The sequence below is a fragment of the Micromonospora sonchi genome, from assembly GCF_014646235.1.
Lineage (GTDB): Bacteria > Actinomycetota > Actinomycetes > Mycobacteriales > Micromonosporaceae > Micromonospora > Micromonospora sonchi.
The window spans coordinates 101,460-123,688 of record NZ_BMNB01000008.1; the positions used below are offsets into that span (position 1 = coordinate 101,460).

The 22,229-nt window shown below is 71.8% G+C and carries 22 protein-coding genes and 3 pseudogenes; 5 read left to right on the forward strand and 20 right to left on the reverse strand.

The genetic code is table 11. The features are described from left to right. Nucleotides 1-48: 48 nt before the first annotated feature. From IEY61_RS10730 to IEY61_RS10755, 6 genes are all read right to left on the reverse strand, one after another. Entirely contained in the window at nucleotides 49-1,275 is a 1,227-nt protein-coding gene (locus IEY61_RS10730; protein ID WP_189043336.1) for a phosphatidate cytidylyltransferase, read from the reverse strand. Nucleotides 1,276-1,488: 213 nt separating this feature from the next. Further along, the gene (frr, locus tag IEY61_RS10735; RefSeq protein WP_189043096.1) at nucleotides 1,489-2,046 is read right to left on the reverse strand and encodes a ribosome recycling factor; all 558 of its coding nucleotides are present in this window, start codon (nucleotides 2,044-2,046) and stop codon (nucleotides 1,489-1,491) included. Nucleotides 2,047-2,122: 76 nt separating this feature from the next. Beyond that, on the reverse strand, nucleotides 2,123-2,890 hold the full coding sequence (gene pyrH / locus IEY61_RS10740) for a UMP kinase (protein WP_229705812.1): 768 nt from the start codon (nucleotides 2,888-2,890) through the stop codon (nucleotides 2,123-2,125). Nucleotides 2,891-3,037: 147 nt separating this feature from the next. Next, a complete protein-coding gene (gene tsf / locus IEY61_RS10745; RefSeq protein WP_189043098.1) occupies nucleotides 3,038-3,865 on the reverse strand; it encodes a translation elongation factor Ts in 828 nt (275 codons plus the stop codon). 126 nt (nucleotides 3,866-3,991) lie between these two features. Then, on the reverse strand, nucleotides 3,992-4,846 hold the full coding sequence (rpsB, locus tag IEY61_RS10750; RefSeq protein ID WP_189043100.1) for a 30S ribosomal protein S2: 855 nt from the start codon (nucleotides 4,844-4,846) through the stop codon (nucleotides 3,992-3,994). A 256-nt stretch (nucleotides 4,847-5,102) separates the two neighbouring features. Continuing rightward, nucleotides 5,103-6,008, reverse strand: a complete 906-nt coding sequence (locus tag IEY61_RS10755) for a hypothetical protein (protein WP_229705813.1) — start codon at nucleotides 6,006-6,008, stop codon at nucleotides 5,103-5,105. A gap of 218 nt (nucleotides 6,009-6,226) precedes the next feature. Here IEY61_RS10755 and IEY61_RS10760 point away from each other — a divergent pair, with 218 nt between their 5' ends. The 5 genes from IEY61_RS10760 (at nucleotide 6,227) to IEY61_RS10780 (ending at nucleotide 11,608) form a co-directional block, all read left to right on the forward strand. Then, nucleotides 6,227-6,586, forward strand: coding sequence for a YraN family protein (locus IEY61_RS10760; protein ID WP_189043104.1), 360 nt, complete (start codon nucleotides 6,227-6,229; stop codon nucleotides 6,584-6,586). Beyond that, nucleotides 6,586-8,103: a YifB family Mg chelatase-like AAA ATPase gene (locus tag IEY61_RS10765; protein ID WP_189043106.1), complete on the forward strand. Its 1,518-nt coding sequence runs from the start codon at nucleotides 6,586-6,588 to the stop codon at nucleotides 8,101-8,103. The genes IEY61_RS10760 and IEY61_RS10765 overlap by 1 nt, the downstream gene beginning before the upstream one ends. Then, nucleotides 8,100-9,299 carry a DNA-processing protein DprA gene (locus IEY61_RS10770; protein ID WP_229705814.1) on the forward strand — a complete coding sequence of 400 codons (1,200 nt, stop codon included), beginning with the start codon at nucleotides 8,100-8,102 and terminating at the stop codon, nucleotides 9,297-9,299. The genes IEY61_RS10765 and IEY61_RS10770 overlap by 4 nt, the downstream gene beginning before the upstream one ends. Nucleotides 9,300-9,351: 52 nt before the next feature. Next, nucleotides 9,352-10,356 (forward strand): tyrosine recombinase XerC, encoded by a 1,005-nt coding sequence (locus tag IEY61_RS10775; RefSeq protein WP_189043108.1) that lies wholly within the window; start codon nucleotides 9,352-9,354, stop codon nucleotides 10,354-10,356. 70 nt (nucleotides 10,357-10,426) lie between these two features. Next, nucleotides 10,427-11,608, forward strand: a complete 1,182-nt coding sequence (locus IEY61_RS10780) for an aminotransferase class V-fold PLP-dependent enzyme (protein WP_189043110.1) — start codon at nucleotides 10,427-10,429, stop codon at nucleotides 11,606-11,608. 10 nt (nucleotides 11,609-11,618) lie between these two features. Here the strand turns inward: IEY61_RS10780 and IEY61_RS10785 are convergent. The 14 genes and pseudogenes from IEY61_RS10785 to IEY61_RS10850 all read right to left on the reverse strand — a co-directional run. After that, a pseudogene (locus IEY61_RS10785) lies at nucleotides 11,619-12,218 on the reverse strand (murein hydrolase activator EnvC family protein); the annotation flags it as partial. A 180-nt stretch (nucleotides 12,219-12,398) separates the two neighbouring features. Continuing rightward, a complete protein-coding gene (locus IEY61_RS10790; protein WP_007075222.1) occupies nucleotides 12,399-12,722 on the reverse strand; it encodes a DUF2469 domain-containing protein in 324 nt (107 codons plus the stop codon). After that, nucleotides 12,719-13,531 (reverse strand): ribonuclease HII, encoded by an 813-nt coding sequence (locus IEY61_RS10795; protein ID WP_189043112.1) that lies wholly within the window; start codon nucleotides 13,529-13,531, stop codon nucleotides 12,719-12,721. Before IEY61_RS10795 ends, IEY61_RS10790 begins: the two co-directional genes overlap by 4 nt. After that, nucleotides 13,525-14,013 (reverse strand): NUDIX hydrolase, encoded by a 489-nt coding sequence (locus IEY61_RS10800; protein ID WP_189043114.1) that lies wholly within the window; start codon nucleotides 14,011-14,013, stop codon nucleotides 13,525-13,527. Before IEY61_RS10800 ends, IEY61_RS10795 begins: the two co-directional genes overlap by 7 nt. A gap of 54 nt (nucleotides 14,014-14,067) precedes the next feature. After that, a complete protein-coding gene (lepB, locus tag IEY61_RS10805) occupies nucleotides 14,068-14,703 on the reverse strand; it encodes a signal peptidase I (RefSeq protein WP_189043116.1) in 636 nt (211 codons plus the stop codon). A 9-nt stretch (nucleotides 14,704-14,712) separates the two neighbouring features. After that, nucleotides 14,713-15,587, reverse strand: a pseudogene (lepB, locus tag IEY61_RS10810) (signal peptidase I). 184 nt (nucleotides 15,588-15,771) lie between these two features. Beyond that, nucleotides 15,772-16,128, reverse strand: coding sequence for a 50S ribosomal protein L19 (gene rplS, locus IEY61_RS10815; RefSeq protein ID WP_189043120.1), 357 nt, complete (start codon nucleotides 16,126-16,128; stop codon nucleotides 15,772-15,774). A 145-nt stretch (nucleotides 16,129-16,273) separates the two neighbouring features. Then, complete coding sequence (gene trmD, locus IEY61_RS10820) at nucleotides 16,274-17,047, reverse strand: tRNA (guanosine(37)-N1)-methyltransferase TrmD (RefSeq protein WP_189043122.1); 774 nt, start codon at nucleotides 17,045-17,047, stop codon at nucleotides 16,274-16,276. An 18-nt stretch (nucleotides 17,048-17,065) separates the two neighbouring features. Then, entirely contained in the window at nucleotides 17,066-17,647 is a 582-nt protein-coding gene (gene rimM, locus IEY61_RS10825) for a ribosome maturation factor RimM (RefSeq protein ID WP_189043342.1), read from the reverse strand. Nucleotides 17,648-17,649: 2 nt separating this feature from the next. Then, nucleotides 17,650-17,883, reverse strand: a complete 234-nt coding sequence (locus IEY61_RS10830) for an RNA-binding protein (RefSeq protein ID WP_189043124.1) — start codon at nucleotides 17,881-17,883, stop codon at nucleotides 17,650-17,652. 184 nt (nucleotides 17,884-18,067) lie between these two features. Then, nucleotides 18,068-18,502, reverse strand: a pseudogene (gene rpsP / locus IEY61_RS10835) (30S ribosomal protein S16); the annotation flags it as partial. A 247-nt stretch (nucleotides 18,503-18,749) separates the two neighbouring features. Continuing rightward, nucleotides 18,750-19,397: a ribonuclease FAU-1 family protein gene (locus IEY61_RS10840; RefSeq protein WP_189043128.1), complete on the reverse strand. Its 648-nt coding sequence runs from the start codon at nucleotides 19,395-19,397 to the stop codon at nucleotides 18,750-18,752. Between the two features lie 120 nt (nucleotides 19,398-19,517). Continuing rightward, complete coding sequence (gene proS / locus IEY61_RS10845; protein ID WP_189043130.1) at nucleotides 19,518-20,933, reverse strand: proline--tRNA ligase; 1,416 nt, start codon at nucleotides 20,931-20,933, stop codon at nucleotides 19,518-19,520. A gap of 208 nt (nucleotides 20,934-21,141) precedes the next feature. Further along, nucleotides 21,142-22,221, reverse strand: coding sequence for an amidohydrolase family protein (locus IEY61_RS10850; RefSeq protein ID WP_189043133.1), 1,080 nt, complete (start codon nucleotides 22,219-22,221; stop codon nucleotides 21,142-21,144). Nucleotides 22,222-22,229 lie beyond the last annotated feature (8 nt).

Genomic DNA, 22,229 nt, shown 5'->3' on the forward strand with positions numbered 1-22,229 from the left:
CCGCTCCGATCGCCTCCGCGCCCCGGCTGCGCCAGCGTGATCCATGCCTCAGCCCACCGCCGGAACAAAGACCACGAGCAGCAGGTACGCGGTGGGCACGGCGAACAGGACCGAGTCGAGCCGGTCCATCAGACCACCGTGGCCGGGCAGCAGATTACTCATGTCCTTCACGCCGAGATCACGTTTGATCATGGACTCGGCCAGGTCACCGAGGACCGCGGCGACCGCGATCGCCAGCCCGAACACGGCACCCCACCAGGGGGCCACATCGAACAGCAGCCAGAGCAGCAGGGCGCTGCCCAGCGCAGCGGCTCCGACCGAGCCGGCGAACCCCTCCCAGGACTTCTTCGGGCTGATCGCCGGCGCCATCGGGTGCTTGCCGAAGTTGGCCCCGGCCGCGTACCCGCCGGTGTCGGAGAGCACCACGGCGACGAGGGTCACCAGCACCCGCAGGTCCCCGTCGCCGGGGGACGAGGCGAGCAGGGCGGCGAAGCCGCCGAGGAAGGGCACGTACACCGCGATCAGGGTGGCCGCGGTGGCGTCCCGCCGGAAGTTGGCGATGCCGTCACCGAGCCGCCAGACCAACGTGCCGGCGACCGTGACCAGCAGGCCGAGCAGGAGCGCGTCCGGGCCGGCGAACCAGGCCATCGTAACGGTGAGCACCCCACCGGCGATCAGCGGCACCAGCGGCACCTGCGCACCGCTGCGGCGCACCGCTCGGGACAACTCCCAGATGCCGATGCCGAAGGCCGCGGCGAGCACCAGCAGGAAGGCCGGGGTGTAAAGGAACAGCGGCAACAGGACCGCCGCCCCCAGGCACACCCCGACCGAGATCGCCGCCGGCAGGTTACGACCGGCGCGACCGGACGACTTCTGCTGACTGGCCGGTCGGCCGGCGCCAGCGCGGCGCCGACCACGGTGGCGCTTGCCCGGCGTCGGCTGTTCGTCGGGCTCCGGCTCGTCGGCAGCGCGCACCGACGCCTCCTCGTGATCCAGGTCCGCGCCGACGCGTACCGGCGGGATCTGCGCGGTGGGGGCCTCCTCGTGGTCCGGAGCCGCACCGACACGCACCGGAGCGAACTGCGCCGTGGGTGCCTGCTCGTGGTCCAGGTCCAGGTCCAGGTCCCGGTGCCCGTTCACCTCGTACCGCTCGGTCGCGGGTCGCGGGTCCCGGTTCCACGGGTCGGGGTCGAGTTCCGGGTCGGGCCAGGGCAGCGACACCGGGCGTTCCCGGCCGCGGGCCTCGGCGCCACCGTAGGGGTCGAGGTGGGACATCACGCACCAGATGGGAGCGGTACGAGATCCACGACTTGACGCACAGCCACTACCATCCCTACCCGCGCGAGGCGCTCCGTCTGATTCTCCGGCCCGTCGGCCGGCCGATCCCCACCGTTCATCGCCGGGTCACCGGGAATCGTGCCGAGCCTACTGCACCTCCCCGCCCCGCAGGACGTACCAGTCCCGCCCTCGGCCCCCGCCGCGAGGGGGTCAGACCTCCAGGAGTTCGGCTTCCTTGTGCTTGACCAGCTCGTCGACGTGGGCGACGTAGCGCTGGGTGAGGTCGTCCAGTTCCTTCTCCGCGCGGCGGCCCTCGTCCTCGCCGACCTCGCCGTCCTTGACCAGCCGGTCCAGCTCTTCCTTGCCCTTGCGCCGGATGTTGCGGATGGCGACCTTGGCCTCCTCAGCCTTGTGGCGGACGACCTTGATCATGTCCCGGCGCCGCTCCTCGGTCATCTGCGGGAGCAGGATGCGCAGCTGGTTACCCTCGTTGGTCGGGTTGACCCCGAGGTCCGAGTCGCGGATCGCCTTCTCCATGGCGTTGATCTGCGAGGTGTCGTACGGCTTGACGATGGCCATTCGCGGCTCGGGAATCCCCACCGACGCCATCTGGGTCAGCGGCGTCGGACTGCCGTAGTAGTCGATGATGATCTTGGAGAACATGCCCGGATTGGCGCGACCGGTGCGGATGGCGCCGAACTCCTCCTTGGCGTGCTCGACCGCACGCTCCATCTTCTCCTCGGCCTCGAGGAGGGTGTCGTCGATCACCGCTCTCCTCGCCTCCTTCTTGTGCTCGTCGTGGGCTTGTCGGGTCGTCGGGCGCCGGGGTCGAAACGGCGGCGGCTCAGGTGGTGATCAGCGTGCCGATCTGCTCGCCGCCCACCGCGCGGACGATGGTGTCCTCGCCTTGCGCGCCGAAGACCAGCATCGGCAGGCCGTTCTCCATGCAGAGACTGAAGGCCGCCGCGTCGGCGACCCGAAGGTTGCGCCGCAGCACCTCGGAGAAGGTGATCGAGTCGAACTTGCTGGCGGCCGGGTCGACCCGGGGGTCGGCCGTGTAGACGCCGTCGACGCCGTTCTTGCTCATCAGCACCACGTCCGCGTGGATCTCCAACGCACGCTGGGCGGCCACCGTGTCGGTGGAGAAGTACGGCATCCCCGCCCCGGCGCCGAAGATGACCACGCGGCCCTTCTCCAGGTGCCGGATCGCCCGCAACGGGATGTACGGCTCGGCGACCTGGGCCATCGTGATGGCGCTCTGCACCCGGGTCTCGATGCCCTCCTTCTCCAGGAAGTCCTGGAGGGCGAGGCAGTTCATCACCGTGCCGAGCATGCCCATGTAGTCCGCCCGGGCCCGGTCCATGCCCCGCTTCTGCAGTTCCGCCCCGCGGAAAAAGTTGCCGCCGCCGACCACGACGGAGACCTGAACCCCCCGGCGCACCACGGTGGCGATCTGACGGGCGATGGCCTGAACGACGTCCGGGTCGACGCCGATCGCCCCGCCGCCGAACACCTCGCCGGAGAGCTTCAGCACCACCCGCCGCGCCCGACCGGGCGGTGGTGCCGTCGGGTTATCCGCCGCCAACGTACGGTCCTTCACAACCTGCGTCATCCGCCCGCCCTTCCCCAGCGCCCGGGTGCGTACCTGCCCTTGCCGACCTTATGGGACGAGGAGGCGGCGGTGTCTGTCGCGTACACCGGCAGCCTCCTCGTCGTGTCGTTGCTCAGCCCACGGGCGTGGCACGCCCGGCCGGCGGCGTCAGGCCTGGCCGACCTCGAACCGCACGAAGCGGGTGACCTCGATACCGGCCTCCGCCAGCACCTGCTTCACCGTCTTCTTGTTGTCGGTGACCGACGCCTGCTCCAGCAGGACGAAGTCCTTGAAGAAGGCGTTCACCCGACCCTCGACGATCTTCGGCAGCGCCGCCTCCGGCTTGTTCTCCTCGCGGGCGGTCTGCTCGGCGACACGCCGCTCGGACTCGACGACCTCGGCCGGCACCTCGTCGCGGGTGAGGTACTGCGGACGCATCGCGGCGATCTGCATGGCCGTGCCGCGCGCGTCGGCGTCGCCCGCCTCGTCGGTCTTGCCGGAGTACTGCACCAGCACGCCGACCGCCGGGGGCAGGTCCTGCGCCTTGCGGTGCAGGTAGACCGCGACGGTGCCGTCGACCTTGGCAAAGCGGTTCAGCACCAGCTTCTCGCCGATCTTGGCCGACTGCTCCTGGACCAGGTCCGCGACGGGCCGGCCGTCGACCTCGCTGGCCAGCAGCTCCTCGGCGTTGCTCACGCCGGAACGCTCGCCGTGCTCGACCAGCCGCTGGGCCAGCGCGATGAAGGCCTCGTTCTTGGCCACGAAGTCGGTCTCGCAGTTGAGCTCGAGCAGGGCCTGACCGGCGTGGGCGATGAGCCCGTTGGCGGCGGTGCGGCTGGCGCGCTTGCCGACATCCTTGGCGCCCTTGACGCGCAGGATCTCGACGGCCTTGTCGAAGTCGCCCTCGGCCTCGGTCAGGGCCTTCTTGCTGTCCATCATGCCGGCGCCGGTCAGGTCGCGGAGCTTCTTGACGTCCGCCGCGGTGATCTGGGACATGACTCTCTCTTCGGTCTTGAGATTGCGGTGGAATGGTCTGAGGTGCCAGTTACCCGGATCCGGGAGGTTCGTGCCCGGTCTGGCCGTCGCCGGCCACCATCAGCAACGGTGGCCGGCGACGGTGGGTCACTGACCCGCGACGGCGGCCGGCTGCTCGGCCGGCTGCTGCTCCTCGGCCTTCGGCTCCTCGGCCTTCTTGGGCTCCTCGAGCAGCTCACGCTCCCACTCAGCCAGCGGCTCGTCGGTGGCGACCCCGGCCTCCGGCTTCTCGTCGCCGCCCCGGCGACGGCCGGACCGGGTGATCAGACCGTCGGCGACGGCCGCGGCGACCACCTTGGTCAGCAGCTCGGCCGAGCGGATCGCGTCGTCGTTACCCGGGATCGGGAAGTCGACCTCGTCCGGGTCGCAGTTGGTGTCGAGCACGGCGATCACCGGAATGCCCAGCTTGCGGGCCTCGTCGACGGCGATGTGCTCCTTCTTGGTGTCGACCACCCAGACCGCGGCCGGCAGCTTCTGCATGTCCCGCAGGCCGCCCAGGGTGCGGGACAGCTTCACCTTCTCGCGGGAGAGCTGCAGGGTCTCCTTCTTGGTGTAACCGGCGGCGGTGCCGCTCAGGTCACCGATCGCCTCCAACTCCTTCATCCGCTGGAGCCGCTTGTACACCGTCTGGAAGTTGGTCAGCATGCCGCCGAGCCAGCGGTGGTTGACGTACGGCTGGCCGACCCGGGTCGCCTGCTCGGCGATCGCCTCCTGGGCCTGCTTCTTGGTGCCGACGAAGAGGATGCTGCCGCCCTCGGCCACCGTGTTGCGCACGAACTCGTACGCCTTCTCGATGTAGTCGAGAGTCTGGCGCAGGTCGATGATGTAGATGCCGTTGCGCTCGGTGAAGATGAAGCGCTTCATCTTGGGGTTCCAGCGCCGGGTCTGGTGCCCGAAGTGAACACCGCTCTCCAGCAGTTGACGCATGGTCACGACGGCCATGGTTGTACTCCTTGCGGTCCCTGGTTGTCCCGCCCGGCCGGCGGCCGGGCGGCCTGGTGCCCGGTCGCCGGCCAGGGTGGGCCCGATCAAGATCGAGACCAGGGAGGCCGCCGCCACACGACGACTCGTGAGGAGGGCACGCGAGGTCGACCACACGAGGCGGTCGCCAGTCGACCAGTGTACGCGCCTCCAGCTGAGCTGTAAGGAAGGGCCCCTTATTAACGCCTCGTGTAGAGGAAGGGCCCCTTATTAACGCTCAGCCCACCGCGAGGGCAGCAGCGAGGAAGAGCGCCAGGCCGACGGTCAGGTACGCGGTCGGCGGACGCAGCCAGCCCCGCGCCCCGTCGGTCAACGAGAATCCGGTGGTCCGCAGCCCGTACAGACCGGCCGCGAAGATCGGCAGGCCGCACATCAGGAACGTGCCCGCCAGCACGTCGGCGGCGGACACCGGGTCCGCGGTCACCCCGTGCAGCAGCACCCGCAGGGCCGGCACCTCGAAGATCACGACCAGCACGGCACACAGTACGGCGAGCACCGGCCGCCGACTGCGGTACACACCGTCGCCGGCCGGCAGGCTCGGCTGCGTACCAACCGTCTGGTACCCGCCCTCCGCCGCGACGGCGTGCGGTCCGGCCTCGCCCACCGGCAGGTCGGCCCGGGGAGCGACCGAGGGCATCGGTCCGGTCGGCTGCTCCAAGGGGTTCGCCGACTCCGCCCCCCGCCTTCCCTCCACGATCGGGTAGCCAGCGAGCAGGGCGGAGCGGGTCGAATCACTCGCCAGGGGATCACCTCCGGCTGGGCTCGGCTCGGGGGCGGCGCGGCGACCGGGACGATCTGCCGGCAGTTCACCGGAGACCTCCGGGTCCACCGATTCGGTACGCCGCATGCGCGATGCCCGGTAGCGCCCGGTCTCCGCCGGGGCATCCCCCAGCGGGTCCGCTCCGCCGAAGCTCCGCACCGAGCCGTACCGGTCGTCCTCATCGATTCGCGGATCCGGCGCGACCCCCAGATCGGCGGCCAGCGGATCGGCGAGGCGCGTCTCGTCGTCGCGGTAACGCGCCTCCGCCGCGCCACGCCAGTCCGGATCGCCATAGCCATGCTCGCGTTCACCCGAGTACCAGCGCGATTCCTGATCGTCGGCAAAGCTGCGTCGTCCGTCCACGCCCGGCACCGTATGCGACCCGCCCGCCGGACGCCATCTGGCCCGGCGCTGACCAGGGGGGATGCGGCCATTTCGACCCAGTACGGAGAGCAAGATCCGGAATCTCCGCCATAGCACACCCGGGGCATGATCGTCCGCTTGTCCACAGCACCCTCGGTCGTCCACAGATCGCGCCCACGGGGTCGCCGAGAGCGGCCCACGCCAGCAGGGTGCCGGTCATGACCAAGCGAAACCAGGCCGTCGGCGGGTACGGAGAGCGGTGCGCCGTCCGCCACCTCATCGAGACGGGGCTGCGCCCGGTGGCCCAGAACTGGCGTTGCCGGTCGGGAGAGATCGACATCATCGCCTGGGACGGGCCGGTGCTGGCCTTCTGCGAGGTGAAGACTCGCCGCAACGCGGACTTCGGCACGCCCGCCGAGGCGGTGGTGCCGAGCAAGGCGCGCCGGCTGCGTCGGCTCGCGGCCGAATGGCTGGCGACTACCGGCACCAACGCCGACGAGATTCGTTTCGACGTCATCTCGGTCCTGCTGCCCGGCACCGGCCGGGCCCACGTCGAGCACCTCCGAGGGGCGTTCTGATGAGCTACGCCCGAGTGCTCTGCGTGGGGCTGGTCGGAATGACCGGGCACCTGGTGGAGGTGGAGGCCGACCTCGCGCCCGGCCTGCCCGGAGTGGTCATTTCCGGGCTGCCCGACACTGCCCTGCACGAGGCCCGGGACCGGGTCCGGGCTGCGGTGGTCAACTCCGGTCAACGTTGGCCGAACCGTCGGATAACCCTCAACCTGCTACCGGCCACCCTGCCCAAGTTCGGATCGGCGTTCGACCTGGCGATCGCGGTGGCGTTGCTCGGCGGTTCCGGTGAGCTGCCGCTGGCAGCACTGGACGACGTGGTGATCCTCGGCGAACTCGGCCTGGACGGGACGGTGCGGCCGGTGCGGGGCGTCCTGCCGATGGTCGCGGCAGCCGCGAAGGCCGGCGTCGGACGGGTGATCGTCCCGGCCGGCAACACCGCCGAGGCCGCGGTCGTGCCCGGATTACGGGTACGCGGCGTGGACAGCCTGCACCGGTTGGTCAGCTTCGTCCGCGACGGTGACCCGCTGACCGAGCCGCCGGCCGGCGCCCCGCCCTCGACCGCGGCCGGCCCCGATCTGGTCGAGGTCGCCGGGCAGTGGCTCGGCCGCCGGGCCCTGGAGGTCGCCGCCGCCGGCGGGCACCATCTGGCCCTGATCGGGCCACCAGGGGCCGGCAAGACGATGCTCGCGGAGCGCCTGCCGTCGATCCTGCCCCACCTGGACGACGACGCCGCGCTGGAGGTGACCGCGCTGCACTCGATCGCCGGGCTGTTGCCGACGGGTGCGGGGCTGCTCCGTCGACCTCCGTTCCAGGCTCCGCACCACACCGCGACGGTGCCGTCCATCGTCGGCGGCGGGCCGGGCCTGGCCCGGCCCGGCGCGGTCTCCCTCGCCCACCGCGGGGTGCTCTTCCTGGACGAGGCGCCCGAGTTCAGCAAGGGCGCCCTGGAGGCACTGCGCCAGCCGTTGGAGAACGGCCGGGTGCTGTTGACCCGCAGTCGGGGCGGCGCTGAATATCCGGCCCGGGCCCAACTGGTACTCGCGGCCAACCCCTGCCCCTGCGCCAGTCCGGCCGGCGACGACCGCTGTGAGTGCCCGCCACTGACCCGTCGCCGCTACCTCAGCCGGCTCTCGGGTCCGCTGCTCGACCGGATCGACCTTCAGGTGCGCCTGCCACCGATGCGCGCGGCCGAACTGATGGAGTCCACCGCGCCCGAATCCTCTGCGGTCGTCGCCGCCCGGGTGGCGGCGGCCCGCGCGGCGGCGGCCACCCGGTGGGCCGCATCGGGTCACCGGCTCAACGCCGAGATACCCGGCCCGGAGCTGCGCCGCCCGCCGTGGCGGTTGGCGGTCCAGGACACCGCGGAGCTGCGATCGCGGCTCGACGCCGGATCGCTCTCCGCGCGCGGCTTCGACCGGGTCATCCGGCTCGCGTGGACCATTGCCGACCTGGACGGGCGGGCACGCCCCGACCGGGAGGACGTCGCCGAGGCCATCCAGCTCAGAACGGGAGAGGGTACGTGAGTACGCGCGAGGAGTCGGTGCTGGCCCGGGTGGCGTTGACCTGGTTGGCGGAGCCGGGAACGCGGTCGGTGCACAGGATGGTCGACGTGCTCGGACCGGTGGACACGTTGGATCTACTGCTCGACGGCGGGGCCCCGCAGGAGGCGCTACGCGAGAGCGTGGCGGCGCGCAGCGGCGCCGGGGACGCCCGGTCGGTCGCCGCCGAGGCGCTGGGAAACATCGACCGGCTCGGTGCCCGCATCGTCATTCCCGGTGACGAGGACTGGCCCGCGACGGTCGAGGAACTGCGCAGGCTGCACCTGCCCGACGCTCACCGCCGGGTCGATCTGGAGACCGCACCGCCGCTCTGCTTCTGGGTACGCGGACCGTGGCCGCTGGCCGAGGCGTTGGAACGTTCCGTGGCGGTGGTGGGTGCGCGCGCTGCCACCTCGTACGGCATTCACATCGCCACCGATCTCGGTTACGGCCTGGCCGACCGGGGCTGGACGGTCGTCTCCGGCGGCGCGTTCGGCATCGACGCCGCCGCGCATCGTGGTGCGCTGAACGCGAACGGTCTGACCGTCGCGGTGCTCGCCTGCGGCGTGGACCGCCCCTACCCGATGGGCAACGCCGCGTTGTTCGACCGGATCGCGGACACCGGCCTGCTGGTGAGCGAGTGGCCGCCCGGGGCCGAGCCCCTGCGCCCACGGTTCCTCATCCGCAACCGGGTGATCGCGGCGGGCACCCGGGGAACGGTGCTGGTCGAGGCGGCGGCCCGCAGCGGCGCGACCCAGACCACCAGACGGGCCATCGGGCTGAACCGGCCGGCGATGGTGGTGCCCGGTCCGGTCACCTCGGCGATGTCCGTCGGCGCCCACGAGCTGCTGCGCGAGCAGCCGACGGCGCGCCTGGTGACCGGGCTCGACCAGGTGTTGGAGGAGGTGGGCCGGATCGGCGAGCTGGCACCGGTGCCGCGCGGTCCGGATCGGCCCACGGACCTGCTCGACGACGACGCGAGGGCGATCGTGGAGGCGATGCCGCGGCGCGGCACGGTCGATGTGGACGCCCTCGCCGCGCGAGCCGGTCTGGCCGTCCGGACGGTGCTGCGCAAGCTGTCCACGCTGGAGGAACTGGCCCTGGTGGTACGCCGCGCCGACGGCTACCTCCTGGCTGCCCGGCCGGGCCGATCGGGTCCGGCCGAGCAGCCGGAACGGTGAAAGCCAGCGGTCGTGGCCGATCGCGCGACGGTGCCGGCCGTACGCTGGTTCCGTGCGAGATTCGGACGCTCACGACCGGGGCACCCAGGCCACGCACGCGGCGCTGCCGGAGCAGCTGCGGGACGCGGTGGACGAGTTCGCCCGCCACCTCGCCACGGTCCGCAACCGCTCGGCGCACACGGTGCGCGCGTACGTCGCCGATCTGGTCTCCCTGCTGGACCATGCCGGGCGGATGGGCTGCACCGAAGTGTCCGAGCTGAGCCTCGACACGGTACGCAGTTGGTTGGCGAGGCAACGGACGATGGGCGCTGCCCGCACGTCGCTGGCCCGACGCGCGGCGACGGCACGCACGTTCAGCGCCTGGGCGCATCGCGGCGGGCTCCTGCCCACCGACGTCGCCGCCACGCTGGCCGGCCCCCGCCCGCAGCGCGCGCTGCCCACCGTGCTCCGCGCCGACCAGGCCACGCTGCTCGTCGAGGCCCCCGGCCGCGCTACGGCCGACAACCCCGAACCGCCCGTGGCCGCGGCGGGCTCACCCGATCGTGTGGCCGAGGCCGTACTGCTGCGCGACCGGGCGCTGTTGGAAGTGCTCTACGGCACCGGAGTACGCGTCAGCGAGGCGTGCGGGATCGACGTGGCGGACGTCGACCACGGTCGGCGGGTGGTGCGGGTACGCGGCAAGGGCGGACGGGAGCGGGTGGTGCCGTACGGGGTACCGGCCCAGCGGGCGATCGACGACTGGCTGCGGCAGGGGCGGCCGGTGTTGGCGGGCCCGGCATCCCGCGACGCGCTGCTGCTCGGCGCTCGGGGCGGCCGTCTGCACCCGACGACCGCCCGCCGGATCGTCGGTGGGTACGCCGACGCCGCCAGCCTGCCCCGGATCAGCCCGCACGCGCTACGCCACTCAGCCGCCACCCACCTGCTCGAAGGTGGCGCGGACCTGCGGGCGGTGCAGGAACTGCTGGGGCACTCCTCGCTGGCCAGCACGCAGCTCTACACCCATGTCTCCGTGGAGCGGCTGCGGGCCGCCTACCGGCAGGCGCATCCCCGAGCCTGACCGCACAGAGGCTGCCACCGGCTGGCGCCGACGGACGCGAGGCGATCACGATCGGCGTTACGATCATCCGGTGAGCGTCCCACCGCCGCCCGAGCCGATCACAGGCGGCCGGCTGCTCTTCTCCCTCGACCCGGCGGTGAGCCATCTCAACCACGGCTCGTTCGGCGCGGTGCCGATCGTCGTACAGCGGGCCCAGCAGCGGCTGCGCGACGAGATGGAGGCCGATCCGCTGCGCTTCTTCACCCAGGGGCTGGTCGACCGGATCACGCACACCCGCCGCCATCTGGCCGGTTTCCTCGGCGCCGACCCCGACGGCACCGCGCTGACCACGAACGCGACCACCGGTGTGGCGGTGGTGCTCCAGTCGCTCGGGCTGCGCCCCGACGACGAGGTGCTCACCACCGATCACGGCTACGGCGCGGTCGAGTTCTCCGTCCGGCGGGAGTGCCGCCGCACCGGGGCGACACACCGGGTGCTGCGGCTGCCGCTGGCCGCCACCGACGAGGAGGTCGTGCAGATCGTGCGGGCCGGGCTGCGGCCCGGGCGTACCCGGCTGCTCGTCATCGACCAGCTCACCTCGGCCACGGCCAGGTTGCTTCCGGCCGCCGCCATCGCCGGGGTGGCCCGCGAGCACGGGGTGTCGGTGCTGGTCGACGCCGCGCACGCGCCCGGCATGCTGCCGGCGACGGTGCAGAGCATCGGCGCCGACTTCTGGGTGGGCAACCTGCACAAGTGGGGGTACGCCCCACGGGGCACCGCCGTGCTCGTGGTCGCCCGACCGTGGCGGGAGCGGATCGAGCCGTTGGTGGTCTCCTGGGAGCAGGAGGCGGGCTTCCCCGGGCGGGTGGAGTGGCAGGCGACGGCGGACTACACCGCCTGGCTCAGTGCCCCGGTGGGGCTCTACACGCTGCGCAGCCTGGGGCACGATCGGGTACGTGAGCACAACGCGGCACTGGCCGCGTACGGCCAGCGGGTGGTGGGGGACGCGCTCGGCGTGTCACCGGTCGACCTGCCGGACCCCGGCGGACCCGGGGTCGCCATGCGGATCATCCCGTTGCCGGCGGGCCTGGCCACGAACATCGACGCGGCGCGGGCGCTGCGGGCCCGGATCGCCGAGCGGCTCGCCGCCCAGGTGGCGGTGATGACCTGGGACGGACGCGGCTGGCTGCGGCTCTGCGGGCAGGTGTACAACTCGCCCGACGAGTACGAACGGCTCGCCGGCCGGCTGCCCGCGCTGCTCGCTCAACGTTGACCCCGCCGACCCCGTCGAGCGGCAGCAGGCGCGCTCGGCCGAGGCCGAGCAGGGCCAGTGGATCGAGGTAGTCGGGCCCGCGACGCAGCCCCCAGTGCAGGCACGCTGGGGCGGGGCAGCCGGGATGCCCGGCCAGCAGGTGCCCCAGGACGGCCCCGGCCGGCAGCACGGTGCCCGCCGCGACCGCCGGTTGGACCGGCTCGTAGGTGGTCCGCAGCCCGTCGGCGTGACCGACGGTCATCACCGGCCGGCCGGCGACCATCCCGGCGAACAGGACCGTGCCCGCACCGGCCGCCCGGACCGGCGCGCCGGCCGGTGCGAGCAGGTCGACCCCCCGGTGACCGGACAGCCACGGGCGGGGCGGCGGATCGAACCGGCGTACCGGATGCGGCGTGCCGTCCACCGGCCACCGGAACGGACCGGCGGCCCCGGGCGGTACGACGCCTTCCGTCACCTGCCACGCCGCTGGCGGTGGACCGCCCAGCGGGGCGGGACCGTGCAGAGCAGCCGGCTGGGCCGTCGCCACGCTGCGCACCGCCGGTGTCGGGATCAGCATGAGCAGCACGAGACCACCGAGCATCCGGCGGAGCGGGATCGACCGTGTTCGCATACCGGCGAGCCTGCCGGGCTCGGGTGAGGCCGACCACCCCGAAGCGCTCCTCTGTGGATAACCGAAGGCGCTGTGGACAAGCCCCACCGAGACAGGTGATCTGTTATGGACCGGTCGCGGAGGACGCCAGCGGCGGGTGGGGGTCCGCCGACAGCGCCGGGCCGGAGCGCGGGACGTGGATCAGCCGCCGAAGCCGGAGTCGGCGGGAAGGGAGATGTCGGGCTTCTCCAACTCCTCGACGTTGACGTCCTTGAACGTCATCACCCGGACATTTTTGACAAACCGGGCAGGGCGGTACATGTCCCACACCCAGGCGTCGTGCATCTCGACCTCGAAGTAGACCTCGCCGTCGGAGTTACGCACGTGCAGGTCGACCTGATTGGCCAGGTAGAACCGCCGCTCGGTCTCCACCACGTAGGAGAACTGACGGACGATGTCGCGGTACTCCCGGTAGAGCTGGAGCTCCATCTCGGTCTCGTACTTCTCGAGATCTTCCGCGCTCATCGCACTCCGCCTTCCATGACCACATCTTCCCCCACCGGCGTCGGAGGCCAAGGCTGCTCGCCCAACGCCACGCCGACGGTACCCCCTGCGGCACCTGAACACTCCATCGGCTCGTCCGGGCTTGCGCCCAGCGGTCGGCGCGAGCGCGGCGGGCGGCCGTCGAGGCCGGTCACGGCGGCCACGTTGCCGTACGAGAACCGATGTTCCCGACACGGACCGCGTTCGCGCAACGCCGCGGTGTGCTCGGCGGTGATGTACCCCTTGTGTTCGGCGAAGCCGTAGCCGGGATACCTGGCGTCCAGATCCACCATGATCCGGTCCCGGGTCACCTTGGCCAGCACGCTCGCCGCCGCCACGCAGGCCGCCACCCGGTCGCCCTTCCACACGGCCAACCCGGGCACCTCCAGGCCGTCGACACCGAAGCCGTCGGTGAGCACGTACTCCGGCCGGACGGTCAGCGACGCCAGCGCCCGACGCAGGGCGGCCAGATTGCACACGTGCAGCCCCCGGGCGTCGACCTCCTCGGCCGGGATGACCACCACGGCGTACGCCGCGGCACGCGCGACGACCTCGTCGTACACCCGCTCCCGGCTCGCCGGGGTGAGCAGCTTGGAGTCGGCCAGACCGTCGATCTCGCCACGGCGGCCCTCCGACAGCACCGCGGCGGCGGCCACCAGCGGCCCGGCGCACGCGCCCCGACCGGCCTCGTCGGCACCGGCGACGAACCGGAAGCCGCGCCGTTGCAGGGCCCGCTCCAGGGCGTAGAGCCCGGCCTCGCGGCGCACCACCGTGCGCGGCGGGGTCAGCACGCCGAGGCTCCCTTCCGCTGTGCCGCGCCGGCCAACGCGTCGGCCAGCACCGCCGCCAGATCCGTCGGGTAGCAGCGCTCGCCGGTCGTGGCCAACTCCTGCGCCGACCACCAGCGGTGGCCGTCGACACTGCCCCGCTCCACCTCGCTGAACCCGGCCGTGTCGACCTCGTGGGCGGCCACCCGGACCAGGAAGAACTGCTGCTCCTGCCGGTACCACACCCCGTCGAAGGAGAACTCCGTGACGTCGGTGTGGACCGGCTCGCCGAACTCGGCCACGGTCAGTCGCAATCCGGTCTCCTCCGCCAGTTCGCGGGCCGCGCACTCGGCGTACGTCTCGCCCGGGTCCAGGCCGCCACCCGGAGTGAACCACCAGCGGCCGGCCTCGGGACGGACCGGGTCGAAGCCGCGGAACAGCAGCAACCGACCGGCCCCGTCGACCAGGAGCACGCGGGCGGCGCGCCTCGGCGTGTAGACCGTCACCGCACCAGACTGCCAGACGTCGACGACAACGCCCACGCCACGGGTGGCGCCCGGTCAGGGCCTGGGAATCGCCTCGAACTGCTCGGGCACGCTCAGCAGGGTGGCCCGGCTGACCGGCCAGAAGATCGTGAAGGCCCGGCCCACGACCTCCGTCTCCGGGATGGTGGCCGTGGTGATGTTCTGCTGCGACTGCTGGTAGTGCTCCAGCGAGTCACCCGAGGCGGAGCGGTGGTCACCCATGACCCAGAGCCGACCCTTCGGAATGACGACGTCGAACTCCTGGTCCGCCGGCTTGTCCTGGTGGCCGTCGAAGGAGAAGATGTACGGCTCGTCCAGCGACGCGCCGTTGATCATCAGGCGATCCTGCTCGTCACAGCAGACCACCCGGTCACCGCCGACGCCGATCACCCGCTTGATGAAGTCCTCCCCGGCGGGGTTGCCGCTCCACTCCGTCGGCGCCTTGAAGACGATCACCTCACCACGGTGCGGCGACCGAAAGTTGTACACCAGCTTGTTGACCAGCACCCGATCGTCGATCTTGAGAGTGTTCTCCATGGACGGCGAGGGGATGTAGAAGGTCTGCAGTACGAAGGCACGCACCAGCACCGCGACCAGGATCGCCACCCCGAGGAGGATGGGTAGTTCCTTCCAGAAGGAGTGGCGCGACTTGTCGGTCTGCTCGTCAATCACGGGAGGAGCCTACGTTGCCCGGATCGGTGCGACCGTCCGGAACGCGCGAACAAGGACAGGGCGGCCGCAATCGGCAGGAGCACCACGACACCTCCGTCGGGCGTGGGTCCGGGCGGCGGGGCGACGCCACCGGTGGCCGCAGCCGGCGGAGCGACGCTGGCGAACGTTTCGGGCACCGGCAGCGAATGCCAGCGGTCGGACGGCCAGACCACCGCGAAGGCCCGCCCCACCACATTGTCGATGGGCACCGGGCCCTGACAACGCGCGTCCTGCGAAACCAACCGATGGTCGCCGAGCACGAATATCTGGCCGGGCGGGACGACGACCTCCTCGAACCGCCGCGACCGGCACTCCTGCGGGTTCGGTGGCAGGTCCAGCGGCGAGTCCCGCAGGACGTACGCCGACTCGTCCAGCGGCGTGCCGTTGACCAGCACCCGCCCCTGGTCGTCACAACAGCTCACCCGGTCGCCGGGCAGCGCGATGACCCGCTTGATGAAGTCCTTCTCGCCGGGACGGCTGACGCCGATCAGATCGCCGATGGTGCGACCGAGCTTGTCGACGAAACCCGTCGGCGGTTGCGCGTCGACCTGTGGGACCCACTGGTCGGTGCCCCGGAAGACCACCACCTCGCCCCGCTGCGGGCCCCGCATGTTGTAGACGACCTTGTTGACCAGCACCCGGTCACCGACGAGCAGGGTGTCCTCCATCGACCCGGAGGGGATGAAGAACGCCTGGAGCAGGAAGGTGCGGATCAGCACGGCGAGACAGAAGGCCACGACGAGCAGCAGTGGCAACTCCTGCCAGAGCGGCATCTGCCGCTTGCTCCGACGGGTGCGCCGCCGCCACGGGTCGACCGCACCGCTGTCGTCAAGCGTCCTCACCACGCCCACTCCCCGGTCCGCAGAAACAACTACCGCCCGGCAGTCTCGTCGAGACTCCCCGGGCGGTAGTGGAGGTCACCCGCCACGTCAGGCGGGTCACCGCCCGCGCTGCGCCCGTACGACCAGGGTAGTGCGATCTGGCCAGTACGACATACGCGCAGCCCAGGCGATGTGGCGCAGAGCGAGGTCAGCTCGGCTGCTTCTCGCGCAACTCCTTGATCTTGGCCTTCTTGCCCCGCAGCTCACGCAGGTAGTAGAGCTTGGCGCGACGGACGTCACCGCGGGTGACGATCTCGATCCGGTCGATCGCCGGGCTGTTGACCGGGTAGGTCCGCTCGACGCCGACGCCGAAGCTGAGCTTACGGACGGTGAAGGTCTCGCGCAGTCCGCCACCCTGACGGCGGATGACAACGCCCTGGAAGATCTGGACCCGGGACCGGGCACCCTCGACGACCCGGGCGTGCACCTTGACGGTGTCACCGGCGCGGAAGATGGGCAGGTCGGTGCGCTTCGACTGGGCGTCAAGGGCGTCCAGGATGTTCATCGCTGTGTCCTCGTGAGGCTCACGGCGCACCGTCAATCGGCGCGCGGATGGGTGATACTGATCCCCGGGTGGTGGCCGGCGGTGAACCGACCCCGGTCAGGGATCCTCGCAGCCGCCCACGGCGTGCACGACTGCGGCAACCCCTCTACTCTGCCACATCCGCCCCGGGCACCTGAAACCCGGCCCGCTCCAGCGCCGTCACGTCCCGTTTGTCCAAGCTCTGCGGGTCGAGCGCGGCCAGCAGGTCGGGCCGGCGCTGGCCGGTCCGGGTCAACGCCTGGTCCCGGCGCCAGCGGGCGATCCGGCCGTGGTCGCCGGAGCGGAGCACGTCGGGCACGTCCAGCCCGCGCCAGGTCGCCGGCTTGGTGTACATCGGCGCCTCCAGCAGCCCGTGCGCGTGCGACTCCTCCTCCAGCGAGCCGGCGTTGCCGAGCACACCGGGCAGCAGCCGGGTCACCGCCTCCAGGATCACCAGCACCGCCACCTCGCCGCCGAAGAGCACGTAGTCGCCGAGACTGACCTCGGTCACCGGCATCCGCGTCGCGGCGTGATCGAGCACCCGCTGGTCGATGCCCTCGTACCGGCCGCAGGCGAAGAGCAGGTGCGGCTCGGCGGCCAGTTCGTACGCCAGCGCCTGGGTGAACGGCACGCCGGCCGGGGACGGCACCAGCAGCCGGGGCGGCGTCAGCTCCGGTGGGGCCAGGGCGTCCAGCGCCTCGCCCCACGGCTCGGGCCGCATCACCATGCCGGGCCCACCGCCGTAGGGGGTGTCGTCGACGGTGCGGTGCACGTCGTGGGTCCAGCTACGCAGATCGTGTACGACCAGCCGCAGCGTGCCGTTGGCCCGGGCCTTGCCGATCAGCGACAGGTCCAGCGGGGCGAAGTACTCCGGAAAGATCGACACGATGTCGACGCGCATGAGGGGCTGCTCCGCGGATCAGAGGTCGAGCAGGCCACCGGGCGGGTCGACCACCACCCGGCCACCGGCGAGATCGACCTCGGGGACGATCGCCTTGACGAACGGGATCAGCGCGGTGCGGCCCTCGGGACGACGCAACACCAGCAGGTCGGAGGCGGGGGCGTGATCGATCCGGGCCACCTCGCCGAGGCGTTCGCCCTCCGTGGTGACCACGGCCAGCCCGACCAGCTGGTGATCGTGGAACTCCTCCGGATCCTCCGGCGGAGCCACGTCGGCGCTGTCCACCGCGAGCAGGGTGCCACGCAGCGCCTCCGCGACGTCGCGGTCCAGCACCCCCTCGAAGACGACCAGCATCCGCCCCTGGTGCCGGCGGGCGACCTCCACGGTCAGCTCGTCGGGCACCTGGAACGGCACGCCAGGACCGGCAGGTGCACCGGAACCGGCGGCCGGAGGCGGTGCGCCGCGCCCGGCGTTCGCCCCCGGCATGGTGCGCAACACCATGCCGGGAGCGAACCGCGTCTCGGGTTCGTCGGTACGCACCTCCACGGTGACCTCACCGCGGATGCCGTGCGGCTTGCCGATCCGGCCGACGATGAGCAGCATCAGTACGCGTCGACGATGTCGACGCGTACGCCGCGCCCACCGATGGAGCCGATCACCTGGCGCAGCGCCTTGGCGGTCCGGCCGGACCGCCCGATCACGGTGCCCAGGTCCTCGGGGTGCACGCGGACCTCGAGCCGCTTGCCCCGCCGGGAGTCGACCATCCGGACGCGTACGTCCTCGGGGTGATCGACGATCCCCTTGACCAGGTGCTCCAACGCCGGCCGCAGCGCCATGTCAGGCCTGCTCGCCGGAGTCCGCGGCCGGCGCCTCGGCCTTCGGTGCCTCGGCCTTCGGCTCCTCGGCCTTCGGTGCCTCAGCCTTCGGTGCCTCGGTCTTCGGTGCCTCGGTCTTCGGCGCCTCAGCCTTCGGTGCCTCGGTCTTCGGTGCCTCGGTCTTCGGCGCCTCAGCCTTCGGTGCCTCGGTCTTCGGCGCCTCAGCCTTCGGTGCCTCGGTCTTCGGCGCCTCAGCCTTGGCGGCCTTCTTCGCCGGCTTGGCCGGGGTGTCGGCCACGCCCGCGGCGGCCTTCGCCTCGGCCTCGTAGGCGGCCGTGCGGTCGGCCCGCTCGGGCGCCACCTTCAGCGGCGGCGGAGCCGGCAGGCCCTTGTACTTCTGCCAGTCACCGGTCAGCTCCAGCAGCCGCTGCACCGCCTCGCTCGGCTGGGCCCCGACGGACAGCCAGTACTGGACCCGCTCCGACTTGACCTCGATCACCGAAGGGTCTTCCTTCGGCTGGTAGATCCCGACGAACTCGATCGCCCGGCCGTCGCGCTTGGTACGCGAGTCGGCGACGACGATGCGGTACTGCGGGTTGCGGATCTTGCCCATCCGCAGGAGCCGGATCTTTACGGCCACGTTTGTTTCGCTCCTGTTGCGATCTCACCGGCCCGACACGGGCGGTGTGCATGGGTGAGCGTCAACCGGCACAGTGGGGTTGGGCCGGAGAGCACTCGGGTGGACTGGCGACGTGCCCGGGTTAGAGGGCGCCGGGCACACGCCGGATACCAGCGAGCCATTCTGCCAGATCGGCCGGGGATCTCTCACACCGGACCGGCGCGGTTCACCCGACGTGTTCAAAAGGTGAGCACGAACACACCCGACTTCAGCGTACGGGTGGACGGTCCCAGCCCTCCGGCAGCCGCTCGGGCGTGATCCACTCCGCTGGTGGGACGAACTCGCACCAGGTGCCGTCGAACGGGAACTCGCCGGCCTCCACGAGGGCGACCACCCGCTTGCCCTCCGCCCACACGGCGGCCTCGTCGGCCACCCAGTAGTGCTCCGGGAAGGCCAGCCGCTCGGCGAACTCATCCTCGTCCTTCCACACCCAGCTGCGGTCCTGCCGCACCCACACGTCGAGATCCTGATCCACCATGTCGACCCCGGCCAGCGCGCCGTCGTCCCACCGGACGCCGGGCTCCTCCAGGTTGACGTACCAGCCGGCGAAGCGCCCCCGCGCGTCCCGGAACCACCAGACGGAATGGGCCGCGTCGGCGGGCAGGAACTTCAGCAACGGCGGCCCGTGCCACCGGCCCTCCGCGAGGCGGTAGGTCGACGTGATCCACTCGCTGAACGGAACGGCGCGCATGCCCAACCCGGTCTCGGTCACCTCGCTGGCCACCGGTGACCCCTCGGCCACCCAGAGCAGCAGGCCGCGCTCGTCGTCGCTGACCACCCGGGCCGGTCGGACCCAACCGATGCGTCCCCGCCGCACGTTGCGGTGCACGACCAACCGGCCCGGCTCGAATCTCACGCACCGACCCTACCGGCCGCCCGCGAGCACCCGGCTCCGCGACGTCGGGGCCGGCAGCGAGGTGTTAAGAAGGGGCCCCTCCTCTACCGGAGGCGTTAAGAAGGGGCCCTCCCTTGCATCTCAGTAGGCGCGGGCGAGGATGGCGGTGAGGTCGGGCTCGTCCTCGGTGTCGGGGACCGAACCGTCGGCGCGCACCAGGCAGCGGACGGTGACGCCCTGGCCGTTGGCCTTCGCCTCGCCCTCGACGCCGACCGCCGACCAGGGCACCCGGGCCCAGCCGGTGGCCGCCGCCTCGATCGCCTCGTCCAGGGTCGCCACGTCGACCGTGTGCGACTGGCGGAAGGCGAGCGCCTGGTCGTGCAGGGCCCGCTGGTCGGCGTCCAGGGCGGCGAGCACCGCGCCCACCACGTCGGCCACCGGCGTGGGGGCCTTCGAGCCGTCGGTACGCCGAACCACGACCGCGTTGCCGGTGGCCAGGTCGCGGGGGCCGACCTCGACGCGTACCGGGTAGCCGCGCAGCTCGGCGTCGACGGCCCGGCGGCCGAACGGGGTGTCGGTGCGGTCGTCGAGCGCGACCCGGACCCCGGCGTCGCGCAGCGCGTCGCAAAGCTTTTTCGCCGCCTCCGCAGGGCCGCCAGGGCCCTCGCCGTCCTTGACCACCATGACGTACGCCTGCACCGGCGCCAACTGCGGCGGCACCCGCAGCCCGTTGTCGTCGCCGTGGCACATGATCAGGCCGCCGAGCATCCGGGTCGAGGTGCCCCAGGAGGTGGTCCAGGCGTGCTCCCGGCCGCCCTCAGCCGAGGAGTAGCTGATGTCGAACGCCTTGGCGAAGTTCTGCCCCAGCTCGTGGCTGGTGCCCAGTTGCAGCGCCTTGCCGTCGCCCATCATGCCTTCGCAGGTGTAGGTGGCGGTGGCCCCGGCGAAACGCTCCCGGGCGGTCTTCAGTCCGACCACCACCGGGATGCCGAGCACGCTCACCATCAGGTCCTCGTACGCCTCGTGCAGGATCTTGCGGGCGTAGGCGCGGGCGTCTTCCCGGGTGGCGTGCGCGGTGTGCCCCTCCTGCCAGAGGAACTCGCTGGTGCGCAGGAAGACCCGGGGGCGCAGCTCCCAGCGGACCACGTTGGCCCACTGGTTGAGCAGCAGCGGCAGGTCGCGGTACGAGTCGATCCACTTGGCCATGAACTCGCCGATGACCGTCTCGCTGGTGGGGCGTACCACCACCGGCTCGGCGAGCTGCTTGCCGCCGCCGTGGGTGACCACCGCCAGCTCCGGCGAGAAGCCCTCGACGTGCTCGGCCTCACGCTTGAGGTAGCTCTCCGGGATGAACAGCGGGAAGTACGCGTTCTCCGCGCCGGCCGCCTTGATCCGGGAGTCCATCTCGGCCTGCATCCGCTCCCAGATGGCGTAGCCGGCCGGTCGGATCACCATGGTCCCGCGCACCGGCCCGTTGTCGGCCAGCTTCGCCTTGGCGATCAGATCCTGGTACCACCGGGGGAAGTCCTCCGCCCGCGGAGTGAGCACACGCGCCATGACCGCACATCCTATGCCTCCCTCTCCCCCACCCCTCCTCCCACCCCGCACTCCCTCCCCTGCCCACCCCACCCACCGGCCCACCGCGCCGATCTTGCAGTTTCGGTCGCCGAAAAGATACCTGTGGGGTGATTTGCGGCGACGAAAAGTGCAAGATCGCGGGGGTGGGCAGCGGGCGGGGCGGAGGGCCAGCTCGACGTGCGCCGGGTCAGCGGATGAGCCGTCCGCGCAGGACGATGCGGGCCGGCTCGCGGACCACCCGCAGATCCCGGCGCGGGTCGTCGGAGTAGACGACGAGGTCGGCCAGGCCACCCTCGGTCAGAGCGGGGAAACCCAGCCACTCTCGGGCGCGCCAGGAGGCGGCGGCGAGGACGTCCGTCCGGGACATGCCGGCCTTCTCGTGCAGCAGGAGCATCTCCTCGGCGGCAAGGCCGTGGTCGATGCCGCCGCCGGCGTCCGTCCCGACGAAGATGGGCACCCCGGCCTCGTACGCGGCCCGCACCACCTCGGGGAAGCGGTCCCGCAGGGCAAGCATGTGGTCGGCGTACCCGGGGAACTTGGGTCGGGCCTGGTCGGCGATGCCGCCGAAGGTACGGATGTTGATCATCGTGGGGATCAGGGCGGTGCCCTGCCGGGCCATCAGGTCGATCAGGTCCAGGCTCAACCCGGTGCCGTGCTCGACCGAGTCCACCCCGGCCCGCACCATGATCTCCACGGCCGACTCGCTGAAGGTGTGCACGGCGGCGCGTACCCCGGCGGCGTGTGCGGCGGCCACGGCGGCGGTCATCGTGTCGGCGTCCCAGGCCGGCGCCAGGTCACCGGCGCCCCGGTCGATCCAGTCCCCGACCAGCTTGACCCAGCCGTTGCCGGCGGCGGCCTGCTCCGCCACGGTCGCCGCCACCTCGGCCGCGCCGACCTCCACGCCGATGTCGCGCAGGTACCGCTTCGGCGGCGCGACGTGCCGCCCGGCGCGGGCCAGCCGGGGCAGGTCCGGCTCGTCGTCCAGTTGGGGATACGGGTACGGCGAGCCGGCGTCCCGGATCGCGAGCACACCCGCGTCCCGGTCGGTACGGGCCAACTCGCGGGCCTGGTCCAGGGAGGTGATCGGGGCGCCACCCCGGGCGATGCCGATGTGGCAGTGCGCGTCCACCAGCCCGGGCAGGACGAACCCACGATCGGCGATCGTTTCCGCGCCGGGCACCGGGTCGAAGGTGATCCGGTCGCCGACCAGCCACAGGTCCCGGACCTCGTCGTCCGGCAGGAGCACACCGCGCACATGCAGAGCCATGCGCACAG